Origin of the sequence: uncultured Flavonifractor sp., from assembly GCF_944385615.1 — a bacterium.
GTDB lineage: Bacteria > Bacillota > Clostridia > Oscillospirales > Oscillospiraceae > Flavonifractor.
In genome coordinates this window covers 78805-93471 of the sequence record NZ_CALWXV010000003.1, presented here as the reverse complement: position 1 = coordinate 93471, position 14667 = coordinate 78805, and the positions used below count along the sequence as shown (strand labels likewise).

Sequence of the window (14667 nt, the reverse complement as noted above, 5' to 3'; positions counted from 1 at the left end):
GCGCCGCAATATTGACAAGCGCACAAAAATAATGTATCCTATATAATACTGTGTCGTGTTCTTTTGCGCCGGCACAAACTTTGCATACGCAGCGGTATCGAAGTGGTCATAACGGGGCTGACTCGAAATCAGTTTGCGGGCAACCGCACGAGGGTTCGAATCCCTCCCGCTGCGCCAGAACGGGGCTCTGCCCCAAAAAGTGGAGCATCCATCTGGATGCTCCACTTTTTATTGTTGGGAAAATGGAAAGCATCAAAAACAATAAAATAAGGACAGGTGAACAGTATGGCAATTCCAAAATACGATGAAATGTATCGAGCACTTCTGGAATGTTTGGCTGATATGCAGCCTCATAAACGTAAAGACATAAAGGATGCCATCGCCAGTAGCCTGCATGTTACACCGGAAGAACGACAGATACTGCTCTCCAGTGGTCGTCAACGGCTTTTTGATAATCGTGTTGCTTGGGCAAGTTCCTATTTATCAAAGGCAGAACTGATTGAACGTCCGGTTAGAGGAACCTATCAACTCACCGCACGCGGAAAGCAGGTACTAGATTCTAATCCCCCTGTTCTAGACAATACATTTTTGAAACAGTTTGAATCATTTCGGCAGTTTATTCATGCTGAAACATCACCAACTGAATCGAAACAGAGTAGCGCCGAAAATTTGGACGGACAGACCCCTCAAGACGCGTTTGATCTTGCTTATCAACAAATTAATCACGCACTGGCTGATGACCTTCTCTCAGAGATCATGAAACAAACTCCTGCTTTTTTTGAAAAAATGGTCGTTCAGTTGCTGGAAAATATGGGATATGGCGGTTCTATAGAAAACGCGGGGCTTGTTGTTGGCCAGACTGGTGATGAAGGGATTGACGGTATTATCCGGGAGGATAAGCTGGGATTCAGTCTGATTTATATCCAAGCAAAGCGATGGGATAGGACAACTTCCGTTGGAAGGCCGGAAATTCAAAAATTTGTTGGAGCACTGGCAGGTCAGGGGGCCAATAAGGGATTGTTTATCACCACTGCACAATTCACCAAAGATGCACGTGAATATGCCAAGAAACAGCACACAACAAAAGTGGTACTGGTTGATGGTGAATCTTTAGCGAAACTTATGATTGAATATAATCTTGGTGTGTCTACAGAAGCGGTATACCAGATCAAACGGCTGGACACCGATTTTTTTAGTGACGATAACGATTGATTAGCATAAAACAGCGGCACGGAGCCACGCTCCATGCCGCTGTTTTTCTGTCGAAACGTCAAGAAAAGGCCCCTGGCCTAATCTTAATAAAACCTTAATTTGTTTCAGGTTTTGGTCGACTTATCCTATAGAAGGTACTCCATAACATCTTTCAAAAAGGAGGTAGCCACATGAAATTGGGAGAGGCACGGCGGATTACGTCAGAACATCTTAACAACCTGTATCACAAGAAAAAAGAACTCACCGACCTACTCAAGGACGAGCAGGCGGTCAGCTCCAGCTACGACCGGGTGGAACTCTCCAAGGCGCTGGCCGCGATAGAAAAGGAGTACGAGCAGACCCAAGAGGTGGCGGACGACCTCAATAACGTGGATGCCGCCATCCAAAACGCCGAGGCAGCCCGCCAGCAGGGCGAGGCCATGATGGAGGCCGCTGAGGAGCTTTTTAAGATTCTGGAAATCTTTCGGCGCATCTCTAAGGGTGACCATGTGCCAATGAAAGATGAAAACAAACTGTTAGAGTATAGCCATGAGCTGTATATGACCGCTAAAAATATGGCCCTGATGAGCCAGAACGCCAAAGCCAAAAAGCACAAATCTCTTTGGGAAGAGGAGGAACCACAAGAAGAACCTCTCTCCCCCTCTGAGGTTGCCTCCAATGTGGAGGTGGGCGATCCTCTGGCCGGCGTGACAGCCTCCTCCAGTAGCTCTGAGGGCCACACAAGCGCTGAATAAGCGCTATTGTCCAGGGCCCTTCAATCCAGCAAAACGGCCGCCGAAAGGGCGGCCGTTTTGCTGGATCTGGGGCAATCACAAACGCTAAGAAGTTTTATCCAGAATGCTGATTTTCTTCTGGTAGACCCGCCGGTAGAGCAGCAGGGCCACACCACAGGAGAGCACCTCCGCTGTCAGAAATGCAAACCATACCAGGCCGCCGCTCAGGGCGCCCAGTACTGCGGCGGCGGGGAGCAGCAGGAGGATCTGCCGCAGCAGAGAGATCAGCAGACTGGCATTGGCAGAGCCCAGCGCCTGGAGCGCCGAGCACAGGATGATGGACACACCGGCAAACACAAAGGAAAGGGCAATGATCCGCAGCGCGGCGGTACCGGCTTCCAGCAGCGGACCGGAGGCATCAAACAAGCTCAGCAGGGGTCCGGCCAGCACCAGCAGGATCAGCGTTCCTGCCGCCATGATGCCCACAGTCAGAAACAGAGCAAAGTGGATGGTACCTGTAATGCGCTCTTTGCTTTTAGCTCCATAGTTAAAGCTGATGATGGGCACCAGAGCGTTGTTCATGCCGTAGAGCGGCATGAAAATAAAAGACTGGATCTTATAGTAGGCCCCCAGAATAAACACACCAAAGGGGGTGAACAGAGGCAGGATCAGGTTCATACCCACGGTCATGAAGCTGGACAGCGCCTGCATCAAGATGGCGGGAAAGCCCACCCGGAACATGGTGCGGATGATCTCCCCATTGGGACGGAATCGCCGGAAGGTCAGATGGATCACCGGGCTGCGGTGGACCATGATGAAGCTGGCTGCCAGACCCACGATCTGCCCCAGCACGGTGGCCAGCGCCGCCCCCGCCACTTCCATCCGGGGGAAGGGACCGATCCCGAAAATAAACAGCGGGTCCAGGATCAGGTTGACCACCGCTCCCACTCCCTGGATAATCATGGGGCCTACTGTGTTGCCGGTGGCTTGGAGGGTGCGCTCCCCCGCAAACTGCATACAGACTCCAATGGACAACCCGGTCACAATGGACAGGTACTGTGTGCCATACTCAATTTGTTGGGGCACGTCAGAGAATAGTGTCAGAAAGGGACGGGCAAACCCTACCCCCAACACCAAAAAGACCAGCCAACATACAAAATAGACAAAGTAGCCGTTGGCGGCCACTTGATCGGCCTCCTCTTCCCTGCGCTGGCCCAGGCGGCGGGCCAGCAGAGCATTAAAGCCCACACCGGTACCCACACATACCGCCACCATCAGCATCTGTACCGGATAGACCAGCGCCAGCGCCTCAAAGCCGTCCCGGCTCAACTGGGCCACAAACAGGCTATCTACCATGTTATACAGCGCCTGGATCAGCATAGACAGCATCATGGGCCAGGACATATTCAGCAGCAGTCGGCGCACCGGCATTACCGCCATTTTATTTCCTTCCAAACAAAATTCCTCCTATCCGTTTCCTTCTTATGAGAAATCGGGGCGTGCTGACGCACGCCCCGATCTTTTGTTCCCCAGCGGCGTGGCAGCCCGCGGGGCGATTATCCTATTTTCACATAGCGCAGATCATGGCACACCATATTGTGGGGAAAGGGAACCTCCTGTACAGTGCCATCCCAGGCAAAGCCATGGCGCCCATAAAATCGCCTTGCCCCGGTATTCTCCCGCAGTACAAACAGGGCACAGCCTGGATGCCCCGCGGCCTTCAGACGGCCTACCGCCTCCTCCAGCAGCAGACCTCCATACCCCAAACCGGTTCTGGCTGGCTCAGTGTAAAGCGAAATCACTTCTCCCCATCCCTCATAACGGGAGGAATCAATGACCAGCTCTTCACTCTGACGGGGACTGGGACCATTTCGGATGGGACCGTAGTTACAGCAGGCTACCGGCTGGTCATTTTCGTAAAGCAAAAATCCTTTGCACCTTTTGGTGGCGTAGTCTTCCCGAAAAAATGGAACCCACCGCTCCTCGGTGACCACCTCTTTTAGGTAGTCGTCGGGCACATAGCCAGGATAGGCGGCCCGCCAGCCCCTACAGTGAATGGCGCTCATGGCGGCAAAGTGGGCCTCGGTACAGGCGTCCACAAACCGCAGCTCAGGCATGGACTGTCTCCCCTGCCTGATGGCGCTCACGCTCTGCTTTCTGCCGTGCCAGTGCCCGGGCGTTGGCCAGCATCAGCTTGATGCGGTTCTCCTGATTGATCTTGGTGGCGCCAGGGTCGTAGTCAATGGCCACGATATTGGAGTTGGGATAGTCATCCTTCAGCTTTCGGATCATACCCTTGCCCACGATGTGGTTGGGCAGGCAGCCGAAGGGCTGGGTGCATACGATGTTGGGGGTACCGGAGTGGATGAGCTCCAGCATCTCGGCGGTAAGGAGCCACCCCTCCCCCATCTTGTTGCCCTCACCCAGGTAGCCCTTGATGAGCCGGCGCAGGTCCTGGAAGGTACCGGGAGCCCGGAAGCCGCCCCGCTTCATGGCGTCGATCATGGCACGCTGGCACTTTTCCACATAGTGGCGGAAGGCGGCGCAGGCCGTCTTTTTGGCCCATTTTCCGCCGTAGATATCTACATCCACTTCCCGGTTATAAATCTTGAAGATAATGAAGTCGGTAAGGCCGGGCACCACCGGCTCCGCGCCCTCAGACAGGAGGAACTGCTCCAGATTATTATTGCCCAGGGGGGAGTATTTGATGTAGATCTCCCCCACCACGCCAACCCGTACCTTGGGCTCTCCCGCCACAGGGATGGCCTTGAATGCGGCTACAATATGGTCAAAGTTCTCCACCATGCTCTTGAAGGACAGCCCCTTGCCCTTGTCCATCTCCTCCAGCAGATGGCTTTCCACTTCCTCAATGGTACGGTCGGTCTGACCGTCCTCCACCTCGTAGGGGCGCACCTGATTGGCGGACTGGACAATGATGTCGCCGTACATCAGGCCGAAAATGGCCTTGCGGATGATCTCCAGATTCAGCTTGAAGCCGGGATTTTGCTCCAGGCCGGACAGGTTGAGAGAGATCACCGGGATAAACTCCAACCCCGCCTTGACCAACGCCTTGCGCAGCAAATGGATGTAGTTGGAGGCCCGGCAGCCACCGCCGGTTTGGGTGATGAGCAGGGCCACCTTGTGGGGATCGTACTTGCCGCTCTTCACCGCGTCGATCAGCTGGCCGATGACCAGCAGAGCCGGATAACAGGTGTCATTGTGGACATACTTCAGGCCCTCATCCACGATATTGCGGTGGTTGGTGGTGAGCATCTCCAGTTTATAGCCTTCCCGTTCTAAAATCCGGGCGATCAGGCCAAAGTGGACAGGCAGCATGGTGGGAAAGAGGATGGTGTACTCCTCCTTCATCTCCTTGGTAAACAGGAGGCGGCCGGTCTTGTCATAAATCAGTTCTGCCATAGTAACGATGGTTCCTTTCCTTGCAAACGTGAGCCCGCTGGCCCACAGGTCTTCAGCTCTGCGCCTTTCTGGCCTCCATAGCCGCCATCAGGGAGCGGACCCGGATGGTGACGGCCCCCAGGTTGCTGATGTCGTCGATTTTTAGCTGGGTGTACAGCTTGCCGCCCTGCTCCAGAATATCCCGCAGCTCGTCGGTGGTAATGGCGTCGGTACCGCAGCCGAAGCTGACCAGCTGCACCACCTGCATGTCGGGCTGGGTACACACATACCGGGCAGCGTTGTACATCCGGGACTGGAAGGTCCACTGATTGAGCACCCGCCGGGGGGCGTAGCCCTCCAGGTAGCTGAGAGCGTCCTCAGTGACCAGCACAAAGCCAAAGGAGGTAATGAGGTCGTTGATGCCGTGGTTGATCTCCGGGTCGATGTGATAGGGCCGGCCGCAGGCCACGATAATGGGCATATCGTGGGCCCGGGCATACTCAATATACCGCTTGCCCGTCTCCCGTACGTCGTGGACATAGGCATCATAGGCCTCATAGGCCGCTTTGACAGCCGCTTCCGTCTCCCGCTTCGGGATGCTGAACTGCTCATGCATCAGCTTGGAGATGTGCTTGGCAAAATCCTTGTGCCTCCACAGGCCAACGTAGGGGTCAAGGAATCTGGTCTGCTTGAGGATCGGCACATTGGCGGCCAGCAGCTCCGGATAGTAGGCCACCACCGGGCAGTTGTAATGGTTATCGCCAATGCCCTCGTCGTTGTTGTAGGACATGCAGGGATACCAGATGGCGTCCACCCCCGCCTCCACCAAAGCCTCCACATGACCGTGGAGCAGCTTGGCGGGATAGCACACCGTATCCGAGGGGATAGTGTGCTGGCCCTTCAAATAGAGCTTGCGGGAGGACTCAGGGGACAGTACCACCTCAAAGTTGAGGCGGGTGAAGAACTCAAACCAGAAGGGCAGGTTTTCGTACATATTCAGCCCAAAGGGGATGCCCATCCGTCCCCGGATGCCATTGCCCTTCCCCTTGCCCTGAAGGGCCCGGAGCCGCTTATACTTGTAGTGCATCAGATCGGGGTTTTCGGTGCGCTCCTTGCCCAGAGGCCGGGAGCACCGGTTACCCGAGATAAACCGCCGCCCGCCGTCAAAGGTGTTGACGGTGAGGGAGCAGTGGTTGGTACACAGGTTGCAGGTGGTGGGTCGGGCGGTGTGGGTAAAGGACTTCAGGGCCTCCGCCGTCAGCAGGGTACTCTGCTCCAGATGGAGGTCCCGGGCGTAGAGAGCGGCACCGAAGGCACCCATAATACCGGCGATAGTGGGCCGGGTCACATTGCGGCCCAGCTCCAGCTCAAAGGCCCGGAGCACCGCGTCGTTGTGGAAGGTGCCGCCCTGAACCACGATGTGCTTGCCCAGGTCATCGGCGTTGGCGGCCCGGATGACCTTGTACACCGCGTTTTTCACAATGGAGATGGACAGTCCGGCGGAGATGTCCTCCACGCTGGCCCCGTCCTTCTGGGCCTGTTTTACGCTGGAGTTCATAAACACGGTACACCGGGAGCCCAGATTCACCGGGTGCTTGGCAAACAGGCCCAGCTTGGAGAAGTCTGCAATGCTGTAGCCCAAAGCCTTGGCAAAGGTCTCAATAAAGGAACCGCAGCCGGAGGAGCATGCCTCATTGAGCATGATGGAGTCCACCGCTCCGTTGCGGATTTTAAAGCACTTCATATCCTGCCCGCCGATGTCGATGATGAAGTCCACATCGGGGTTAAAGTGGCGGGCGGCATTGTAGTGGGCTACCGTCTCCACCAGACCGGCGTCACAGGCAAAGGCGTTTTTGATGAGCTCTTCACCGTAGCCGGTAACCGCCGCCCCTTTGATAACAATGCGGTCCCCGCACAGCCCGTAAATCTCTCTGAGCTGGTCCAGCACAATGGCCACCGGGTTGCCCAGGTTGGAGTGGTAATAGGTATACAGCAGCCCGCCGTCGGCGGTGATGAGCGCTATCTTGGTGGTGGTGGAACCGGCGTCAATGCCCAGCCAGGCGTCCCCGCTATAGGTATGAATATCCACCTCCGGCGGGCGCATGGCGTTGTGCCGCTCCAGAAAGGCGTCATAGTCGGCCTGATCGGTGAAAAGCGGGGGCATGGTGTCCACCAGACCCACATTGTCCACACTTTTCTCCAGCTGCTCCATGATCTCATCAAAGGAGCGCTCGGCCAGCTCAGTGGCACACAGGGCAGCGCCGATGCCCGCAAAGCAGTCGCCGTCCTCCGGGAAGATGGCGTGGGCTTCATCCAGCTTCAGCGTCTCCACAAACCGCTGCCGCAGGCCCTGGAGGAAGTGGAGGGGGCCGCCCAAAAAGACGATCTTGCCCTTCAGCTCCCGGCCCTGGGTCAGTCCGGCCACCGTCTGGTCCACCACAGCCTGGAAGATAGAGGCCGCCACGTCCTCCTTCCGCCCGCCCTGATTCAGGATGGGCTGGATATCGCTCTTGGCAAACACGCCGCAGCGGGAGGCGATGGGATAAATCTTTTCATGCTTCAAGCTCAGCTCGTCCAGTTCATTGACTGACACATTCATTAGGGTGGCCATCTGGTCAATAAAAGCCCCGGTGCCACCGGCGCAGGAGCCGTTCATGCGCTCCTCCAGAGCTCCGCCAAAGAAGATGATCTTGGCGTCCTCGCCACCCAGCTCGATCACCGCGTCAGTGTCCGGTATGTAGGTGTTGACCGCGGCGGCGGTGGCGTACACCTCCTGCACAAAGTCAATGTCCGCCGCCTTGGCCACGCCCAGGCCGGCGGAACCGGTGATGGCGATGCGCACCTGCTGGCCCCGCAGCTTTTCCTCGATGGAGCGCAGGGTCTCGGCCGCACGCTCTCTGGCCTTGGAGTAGTGCCGCTCATAGGAGCGGAACAACAGCTGGTTCGCCTCGTCCAGTACCACCACCTTGACCGTGGTGGAACCAATGTCAATTCCAATCCGCAGACTCATAGATTCACCTGATATCCTTTATAATGAAGAATTTCGCATCCATCATAATATAACAAAAGCATTTTTTTGACAAGAGAAAACCGGCAAAATGCAGGAAGTTCCGCAGGCGGAAAGAATTATGCCGAAAAATATTATTTTCCCATCAAAAAATAGGTGTATTTTTACCAACAGAATCTGTTGTCCACCCTCCCCCGATATCCTTGTTGACAAGCAATATTATATAGCATATAATATCGCTTGTCTGAAAGGGGGACTTGGTATGACCTTTCCATTGGGTGCTCCCCTGCTGGACGCCTGTGTGCTGGCGGTCCTGGCGGAGGGCGATACCTACGGCTACCGGCTGACCCAACGCATGAAAGAACAGGTAGAGCTGTCTGAATCTACTTTGTATCCCGTTTTGAGGCGTCTTCAGCAGAGCGGCTGTCTGAGCGTATACGACAAGCCGTTTCAGGGCCGCAACCGGCGCTATTACGCCATCACACCCGCCGGCCGGGCTTTGCTGACGGGCTACCAGGAGGAATGGGTGCGCTATTGCAGCCAGATCGAGGAACTCCTGTTGGGGAAAAAGGGGGAACAGCACGATGAATAAAGCACAATTTTTAAAGGAGCTGCGGGCCATTCTGGAGGGAAAGCTGTCACCAGAGGAATTGGAGGACGCACTCTCCTACTATGAGGGATATTTCGCCGACTCTGATGAGGATGAGGAAACTGTGGCAGAGCGTCTGGGTTCCCCCGCCTCCGTGGCCGAGCAGGTGCTGAAGGAGGCGGCAGAACGCCCCTACGTCTCCACACCGCCCCCACCCAAAAGAAACCACAGCACTCTTTTTCTGTATATCCTTGCCGGCGTAACCGTTCTGGCCGGTATGCTTTGGTTGGTCACCCGCCAGGGCTGGTCTATCATACCTTCGCCAAAGGCAGCGCTGGACAGTGTCCTCTCCCCCTCTGTCAGTCCGGTACCGGACATCCAGGATATCACCCTGGAGCCCTTTGACACCCTGAAGTTGGAGGTGGCAGTCGCCGCGATCCAGGTAAAAGAGGGCGATTCCTGGCGCCTGCAGCTGGTCAATGAGGGCTTGAACCTTCGGGACACCGCGCCCTATCAGCTGAACTACAGCCAAACGGACGGCACTCTTTCGATCTGGAGTTCCCCAGACCACTTCAATCTACTTCCTTCTCACAGCGATTCCGACATCCGGGTGGAGCTCACCGTCCCCTCCGGCACCGTTCTGGACCGGGCGGAGCTTACCCTGGGCGTGGGCTCACTGGACTGGCAGGACTGCGCCGTGGAGGGCCTTCTGCAGGCCGAAAACGGCGTGGGTGAGCTGGATGTATCCGCTCCGGTTGGGGAAACCGAGCTCACCACCGGTGTGGGCGATGTTTCGCTGGAGGTCATGGGAGAGCAGGCGAACTACTCCTGGCAGTTGGATGCAGGCGTCGGAGACATCCGGCTGAATGGGGAAACAACACCTCCCTTTACCTTTACGGAAACAGGCGGTCAGGGAAAATACACACTATCTCTGTCTGCCGGCACAGGGAGCGTCAGCCTGGACTTCCAATAAGTTTCCATATAAAACCCCCGCCCGCCGCATTTGCGGCGGGCGGGATTCCATTTATCTGCGGTAAGTCCGGGTGATCTTGGCCAGTTTGCCGGACACAGTGGGATTGAGCGCGTCTACCCGCACCCGCCAGGACCAATTCTGGTCCCCCATGGTGCCTGGAGCGTTGACCCGGGCGTCTCCACCCAACCCCAACAGATCCTGGAAGGGGGCAATGGCCAGACGGCAGGGGGACATCCAGGCTCCGCACACTGCTCCCCAGCCGTAGCCCTCCTCCTCCCGCAGGCGCAGGTAGTCAAAGGCGTACTGCCGCTCGGCGGGATTGGCCTCGGTAAAGAGCCACTGGACAAAGGTGGGGGTGTCGTGGGTACCGGTATACATCACCGCGTCCCGGGGGCAATTGTGGGGCAGATAAGCGCTCTCCCCCACCGGATCAAAGGCATACACCATCACCTTCATACCGGGCAGGCCGCTCTGAGCAATGAAGGCCAGGGCGGCAGCGTCCAAGTCACCCAAGTCCTCGGCGATCAAAGCCAGACCGGGCACCTTTTTCAGCACATCCAGCAGGGCGTTGCCCGGCCCCTTCTCCCAGTGACCCTCCCGGGCGTCCTTGGCCCCTTCGGGAATAGACCAGTATGTATGGAAGGCCCGGAAATGGTCGATGCGCACCACGTCATACAGCTTGGCCATGTGGGTGCAGCGCCGCTTCCACCAGGCAAAGCCAGTCTTTTTGTGGTACTTCCAGTCGTACAGGGGATTGCCCCAGTGCTGGCCCACATCGGAGAAGGCATCTGGGGGCACGCCCGCCACACAGGAGGGGCGCATATCCTTTTTCAGCTGGAAAAGCTCCGGATTGCCCCACACCTCGGCGCTGTCCGGGGAGACATAGATGGGCAGATCCCCAATGATGGAGATACCCTTGGAATTGGCGTAGGTCTTGACTTTTTTCCACTGGCGGAAGAAGAGATATTGCAGGAAAATCTGGAAGGCACACTCCTCCGCCAGCTCAACCCGGTACTGAGCCATGGCCGCCGGTTGACGCAGCCGGGCCTCATCGGGCCAGTCGGCCAGCTCCTTACCTTCAAAATGGGCCCGCAGAGCCAGAAACAGAGCGTAGTCAGGCAGCCAGTCCTTCTCCTCTGCCGCAAACCCCTCCAGCTGGGCCTCATACTTCTCCCGCCCCCGCTCAAAGGCCTTGCGCAGCAATGGAATACGGGTCTCATGAATCCAAGCATAATCCACCCGGTCCGGATTATCCCGATGGGCGGAATTCAGCTCCTCCCCGGTGAGCAGCCCTTCCTCCGCCAGCTCATCCAGATCCAGAAACAGAGGGTTACCGGCAAAGGACGAGGCGGACATATAAGGTGAATTTCCTCCGCCCGGCGGGACAAGAGGGAGAATCTGCCAGAACTTCTGACCGCCCTCCGCCAAAAAGTCGATAAACTGCCGGGCCGGCTTGCCCAGCGTGCCGATGCCGTAAGGCCCCGGCAGGGAGAATACGGGAAGCAGGATCCCGCTGGCTCTCGCTTGCATCACTTGCATAAACAGGCCTCCACTTCTTTGAGTACGAACTTGCATATTATACCGCTTTTATCCAAAATCCGCAAGGCCGGAAAATACGTCAGGGGGCGCTGCAGCAGATACAGCGCCCCCTGGGCATGGGTCAGGTCTTGGCCTCAATGGTGGTCTGGATGGATTCGTATACCTGGTCCTGATTCTCACACATCACCAGCAAAATGGTTCCGTCCTTCAGCGTGCCCAGCTTGGCCTTGTTGGCGATTTCGTACTGGTCCTGTAAATACTGCTGAAAGCTCCCCTTCTGGGTTGCAATAAAATCGTTGAGGCCGTTGCGTACCGCCTCCTCCCGGCCCGCCACCGGATAGACAACAGCGATGCCGTAGGCCTTGACGTTCATCAGAGAGGCTGACAGAGCGCAGGCCTCCACATCCTCCTTATCCAGCCCCAACAGGTTAAAGGTGGTCTGTCCCAGGTCGTCATCCACGCTGGTGATGATGGTGAAGGCGTTGTTTTCCTCCTCGTCCCTGGCGTTTTCGATGGCGGTCTGGTAGAGCTCCGTCCGTTGATCGGCTGTCAGCTCCTCCGTTTGATCCATCTCGTTCTCCACTTTGTCCATCTCGTTTTCCATTTTGCCGCAGCCGGCCAGGGCCAGCAGCAAGGCCAGCACGGTCAAAGGGATCATCAACTGTTTTCGCATGGTTCGTTCTCCTTTTTCTGTTCTTGTTTGTTCAGGATCAGGGTATCCCCCGCCCGGTCCACCAGAAGGGTATCCCCCGCCCGCACCGTGCCGCCCAGCAGCAGCTCCGCCGCAGGGTCCTCCACCTTGGTGCGGATGGCACGGCGCAGGGGCCTGGCCCCATAATCCGGGTCAAAGCCCAGCCCCGCCAGAGCATCCAGGGCACCATCGGTCCAGGCCAGCTTTACCCCAAGGGCATCCAGCCGCTCCCCAACACGGGAGAGCATCCGCCGGGCAATCGCCTTGATCTCGCTCCGGCCCAGTTGGGTAAAGACGATGGTCTCGTCCAGACGGTTGAGAAATTCCGGCCGGAACACCTTTTTCAGATCCTCCATCACCGCGGTCCGCAGCTCCTCCGGGGAGCGGGTCTCCCCGTCCCTGTGCTCTATTGCGGAAAAGCCCAGACGACTGCCCTTGGCGGTGATCTTGGACGCTCCCACGTTGGAGGTGAGCACCACCACCGCGTTGCGGAAGTCGGCCTTTCGGCCCTGGGCGTCGGTGACCACTCCATCCTCCATGATCTGGAGCAAAATCCCCCACACATCGGGGTGGGCCTTTTCGATCTCGTCGAAAAGCACCACACAGTAGGGCCGCCGCCGCACCTTTTCGGTGAGCTGTCCACCCTCCTCATGGCCCACATAGCCCGGGGGCGAGCCAATCAGCCGGGAGACGGCGTGCTTTTCCATATACTCCGACATATCAAAGCGGAACAGGGCTTCCTCACTTCCAAAGAGGGACAGGGCCAGGGCCCGGCTCAGTTCAGTCTTGCCTACGCCGGTAGGGCCCAAGAAGAGGAAACAGCCTGTGGGCCGTTCGGGCTCCTTCAGCCCTACCCGTCCCCGGCGCACCGCCCGGGCCACTGCTTTTACCGCCTTCTCCTGGCCCACCACCCGGCGGTGGAGCTCCTGCTCCAACTGGAGCAGCCGGTCGCTTTCGGCCTGCGTGAGGGTGGTAACGGGGATTCCCGTCCAACCGGATACCACCGCCGCCACGTCCTCGGCGGTGACTCCCCCGGTGTTCTGTCCCGCCTGCCACAGGGCCTTTTGCTGGTCCAGTTCCCGCCGGAAGTCCTCCTCCGCGTCCCGCAGCATGGCGGCCTTTTCAAAGTCCTGGCTGCGGATGGCCTCTTCTTTCTCTCCTCTGGCCCGAGCCACCTTGTCCTCCAGCGCCCGCAGGTCGGGGGGCGCCGCCAGCCGGTCCAGCCGCACCCGGGCGGCCGCCTCGTCCATCAGGTCGATAGCCTTGTCGGGCAGTCGGCGGTCCCCAATATACCGGCTGGACAGGGCCACGGCGGCGGTAATGGCCTCGTCCCGGATGGTAATGCGGTGGTGGGCCTCATACCGGTCCCGCAGCCCGAAGAGAATGGCCTGGGCGGTCTTTTGGTCAGGTTCTCCCACCAGCACCGGCTGGAACCGCCGCTCCAGAGCGGCGTCCTTCTCGATATACTTGCGGTACTCCTCAGTGGTGGTGGCTCCGATCACCTGGAGCTCCCCCCGGCCCAGGGCAGGCTTGATGATATTGGCCGCATCAATGGCCCCCTCCGCCGAACCAGCCCCCACAATGGTATGGAGCTCGTCGATAAAGAGGATCACATCCCCCACTCGGCGCACCTCAGACAGGATATTTTTTACCCGCTCCTCAAACTCACCCCGGTATTTGGTACCTGCCACCATGGCGGACAGATCCAGGGAAATGAGCCGCTTGCGCCGCAGCTCCTCCGGCACCGCTCCGGCAGCCATCATCCGGGCCAATCCCTCGGCCACCGCCGTCTTACCCACACCAGGCTCCCCAATGAGGGCAGGGTTGTTCTTCTGCCGCCGGGACAGGATCTGGATCACCCGGCGGATCTCTCTGTCCCGGCCGATCACCGGGTCCAGAAGGCCCCCGGCGGCCATCCGGGTCAGATCCCGGGCAAACTGCTCCAGCAGCTTAGACTCCCCCGGATAATCCCGCTCGGTGCGGGGCTTTCCGCTTCCCCGAAAGGGAGACGGCGGAACCTCTCCCCCCATGGCGGCGGCCACATCCCCCCGCAGGCGGCGGGGCTCCACCCCGGCGGCATCCAGCACCCGCACCGCCACTCCGTCTCCCTCTTTCAGAATGCCAAGCAGCAGGTGCTCGGTGCCCACATATTGGTGGCCCAGGCGTACCGCTTCATTGAGGGAGAGTTCAATAATCTTTTTACAACGGGGGGTAAGCCCCTGAGAGGGGGCTGTCCCCGGCGTGCCTACCCCCACCAGCTGGGATATCGTTTTCTTCAGCCCCTCCGGTTCCAGCCCGGCGGCCTGGAGCACCTTGGACGCCACCCCTCTCCCCTCTTTGGCCAGCCCCAGCAGAAGGTGTTCGCTGCCCACGTAGCCATGCCCCAGCTCCGCCGCGCTCTCCTGGGCCAGCCGCAGGGCGGCCTGGGCCCGCTGGGTGAATTGAGTCTCATTCATGCTCTCGCCTCGCCGGCTCCTCATCCATGGGAAGAACCTGCGCTTTTTCTTGACGGGCTTCATACCCTGTGCCACGCCCCTTTTCCTT

Annotated in this window: 11 protein-coding genes and 1 tRNA gene; 5 read left to right on the top strand and 7 right to left on the bottom strand. The window is 58.1% G+C overall.

Annotation, left to right across the window (positions count from 1 at the left end; all coding sequences use genetic code 11):
• Positions 1-88: 88 nt before the first annotated feature.
• From Q0J75_RS02145 to Q0J75_RS02135, 3 genes are all read left to right on the top strand, one after another.
• A tRNA-Ser gene (locus tag Q0J75_RS02145) sits at positions 89-177 on the top strand.
• Between the two features lie 108 nt (positions 178-285).
• Complete coding sequence (locus tag Q0J75_RS02140) at positions 286-1212, top strand: restriction endonuclease (RefSeq protein WP_297196328.1); 927 nt, start codon at positions 286-288, stop codon at positions 1210-1212.
• A gap of 170 nt (positions 1213-1382) precedes the next feature.
• Complete coding sequence (locus Q0J75_RS02135; RefSeq protein WP_297196326.1) at positions 1383-1946, top strand: hypothetical protein; 564 nt, start codon at positions 1383-1385, stop codon at positions 1944-1946.
• A gap of 84 nt (positions 1947-2030) precedes the next feature.
• Here the strand turns inward: Q0J75_RS02135 and Q0J75_RS02130 are convergent, their stop codons facing one another.
• From Q0J75_RS02130 to Q0J75_RS02115, 4 genes are all read right to left on the bottom strand, one after another.
• Entirely contained in the window at positions 2031-3380 is a 1350-nt protein-coding gene (locus Q0J75_RS02130) for an MATE family efflux transporter (RefSeq protein WP_297196324.1), read from the bottom strand.
• A gap of 101 nt (positions 3381-3481) precedes the next feature.
• Positions 3482-4042 carry a GNAT family N-acetyltransferase gene (locus Q0J75_RS02125; protein WP_297196322.1) on the bottom strand — a complete coding sequence of 187 codons (561 nt, stop codon included), beginning with the start codon at positions 4040-4042 and terminating at the stop codon, positions 3482-3484.
• Positions 4035-5345, bottom strand: a complete 1311-nt coding sequence (locus tag Q0J75_RS02120) for a 2-hydroxyacyl-CoA dehydratase (protein WP_297196319.1) — start codon at positions 5343-5345, stop codon at positions 4035-4037. The genes Q0J75_RS02125 and Q0J75_RS02120 overlap by 8 nt, the downstream gene beginning before the upstream one ends.
• 52 nt (positions 5346-5397) lie before the next feature.
• On the bottom strand, positions 5398-8334 hold the full coding sequence (locus Q0J75_RS02115; protein ID WP_297196317.1) for an acyl-CoA dehydratase activase: 2937 nt from the start codon (positions 8332-8334) through the stop codon (positions 5398-5400).
• A 259-nt stretch (positions 8335-8593) separates the two neighbouring features.
• On the opposite strand from Q0J75_RS02115, the gene Q0J75_RS02110 reads away from it, so the two are divergent.
• Complete coding sequence (locus Q0J75_RS02110; protein WP_297196315.1) at positions 8594-8923, top strand: PadR family transcriptional regulator; 330 nt, start codon at positions 8594-8596, stop codon at positions 8921-8923.
• On the top strand, positions 8916-9893 hold the full coding sequence (locus Q0J75_RS02105; protein WP_297196313.1) for an HAAS signaling domain-containing protein: 978 nt from the start codon (positions 8916-8918) through the stop codon (positions 9891-9893). The genes Q0J75_RS02110 and Q0J75_RS02105 overlap by 8 nt, the downstream gene beginning before the upstream one ends.
• 51 nt (positions 9894-9944) lie before the next feature.
• Here Q0J75_RS02105 and malQ read toward each other — a convergent pair whose 3' ends face one another.
• The 3 genes from malQ to Q0J75_RS02090 form a co-directional block, all read right to left on the bottom strand.
• A complete protein-coding gene (gene malQ, locus Q0J75_RS02100) occupies positions 9945-11432 on the bottom strand; it encodes a 4-alpha-glucanotransferase (RefSeq protein WP_297196310.1) in 1488 nt (495 codons plus the stop codon).
• 121 nt (positions 11433-11553) lie between these two features.
• Positions 11554-12105, bottom strand: coding sequence for a DUF4358 domain-containing protein (locus Q0J75_RS02095; protein WP_297196308.1), 552 nt, complete (start codon positions 12103-12105; stop codon positions 11554-11556).
• Positions 12090-14579: an ATP-dependent Clp protease ATP-binding subunit gene (locus tag Q0J75_RS02090; protein ID WP_297196306.1), complete on the bottom strand. Its 2490-nt coding sequence runs from the start codon at positions 14577-14579 to the stop codon at positions 12090-12092. Before Q0J75_RS02090 ends, Q0J75_RS02095 begins: the two co-directional genes overlap by 16 nt.
• Between the last annotated feature and the right edge of the window lie 88 nt (positions 14580-14667).